This window comes from Cellulosilyticum ruminicola JCM 14822, from assembly GCF_001311925.1.
Classification (GTDB): domain Bacteria; phylum Bacillota; class Clostridia; order Lachnospirales; family Cellulosilyticaceae; genus Cellulosilyticum; species Cellulosilyticum ruminicola.
The window spans coordinates 1-1,619 of sequence record NZ_BBCG01000151.1 but is presented as its reverse complement, the minus strand read 5'-3'; the positions used below and the strand labels follow the sequence as shown (position 1 = coordinate 1,619).

Sequence of the window (1,619 nt, the reverse complement as noted above, 5' to 3'; positions counted from 1 at the left end):
AGGGATTATACAGCTTAATGTATTACCATATTTATCCTATTTATAACTTAAGATAATCTAGCACATGTCGTTAAGATATGTTAGAATATATTTAATTAGGGGAATGAAGTGCTCCCTAAGCCCATGTAAAGCATGGACTTAAACCGCGTAAAGCTAATGACTTCTGTGAAATTTCAGGGAGTTATTAGCTTTTTTGCGTATACTAACAATAATTAAGGAGGAAGTAGTATGTTAACAAGTTTAGCATTAGTATTTTTATTAGGCCTATTATTAGGCATGGTTTTAAAAAAATCAAATTACCAAGTTTAATTGGGATGATTTTAGTAGGGATTATATTAGGGCCTTATGCACTGAATCTTTTGGATAATAAGCTATTAGATATTTCTTCAGAGCTTAGAAAAATAGCTTTAGTGATTATCCTTACAAGAGCAGGATTTTCCCTCAATATAAAAGATTTAAAGAAGGTAGGTAGGCCAGTTATTTTAATGTGTTTTGTACCAGCTTGCTTTGAAATCTTAAGTGTCGTATTAATTGGGACAACATTATTTGATATGAGACTTATTGATGCAGCTATTATGGGAAGTGTCATTGCAGCGGTTTCACCAGCAGTCATCGTACCAAGAATAATCCGTTTAATGGAAGAAGGGTATGGGACAAAGAAGAGTATCCCACAACTGATTTTAGCAGGGGCTTCAGTAGATGATGTATTTGTTATTGTCTTATTTACAGCCTTTACAGGACTTGCAGCAGGAGAGCGTGTATCAGCTATGAGTTTTGTGCAGATTCCTATTGCCATCATAATGGGTGTTTTAGTTGGTGTGGCTGTAGGGTATTTCCTTAATTTCTTCTTTGGCAAATGGCATATGCGTGACACGATTAAAGTACTGATTATTTTAAGTGTATCTTTTTTACTATTAGAACTTGAAACGTTATTAGAAGGGATTGTACCTGTTTCAGGATTATTAGCCATTATGAGTTTAGGTATTGTGCTGAGCCAAGTGAATAGTGATTTAGCAAAACGTATGAGCCTTAAATATAATAAGCTTTGGTTAGGGACTGAAATTATACTCTTTGTATTAGTGGGTGCAACGGTTGATTTAAAATATGTCGTAAGTGCAGGTGTAACAGCTATTACCATTGTAGTAGGTGCACTGCTGATCCGTATGCTTGGTGTATTTGTGGCCCTTTTAAAGACAGAACTTACGATGAAGGAACGCTTTTTCTGTATGTTAGCTTATACACCTAAAGCTACAGTTCAAGCAGCCATTGGCGGTGTGCCATTAAGTATGGGACTTTCATGTGGGCAAGAAGTTTTAACTGTCGCTGTATTAGCTATTTTAATCACAGCACCTTTTGGAGCAATTTGTGTAGATGCCAGTTATAAGAAATTATTGACGAAATAGATGAATAAATTAAAACATTTATAGAGGGAATATGTTAAAAACGTAACTAGGGAAATAGAGTATTTATAAGAAGGAATTGCCTTGCAAAGGGTAATTCCTTTTTTCTACTTTTTAAGTAATAATGAAAATCCTTTAAAATACTTATCTGTAAAATTATTGTATTTATTATGAAAATGATGATAAAAAGTATTAGAAAAAAGATAATTAAACGAGTTG

The 1,619-nt window shown here is 33.6% G+C and carries 1 pseudogene and 1 riboswitch; the pseudogene reads left to right on the top strand.

From position 1 onward, the window contains the following. Window positions 1-90: 90 nt before the first annotated feature. Window positions 91-173, top strand: a riboswitch (Fluoride riboswitch). Window positions 174-228: 55 nt separating this feature from the next. Continuing rightward, window positions 229-1,403: pseudogene (locus JCM14822_RS18525) on the top strand (cation:proton antiporter). Window positions 1,404-1,619 lie beyond the last annotated feature (216 nt).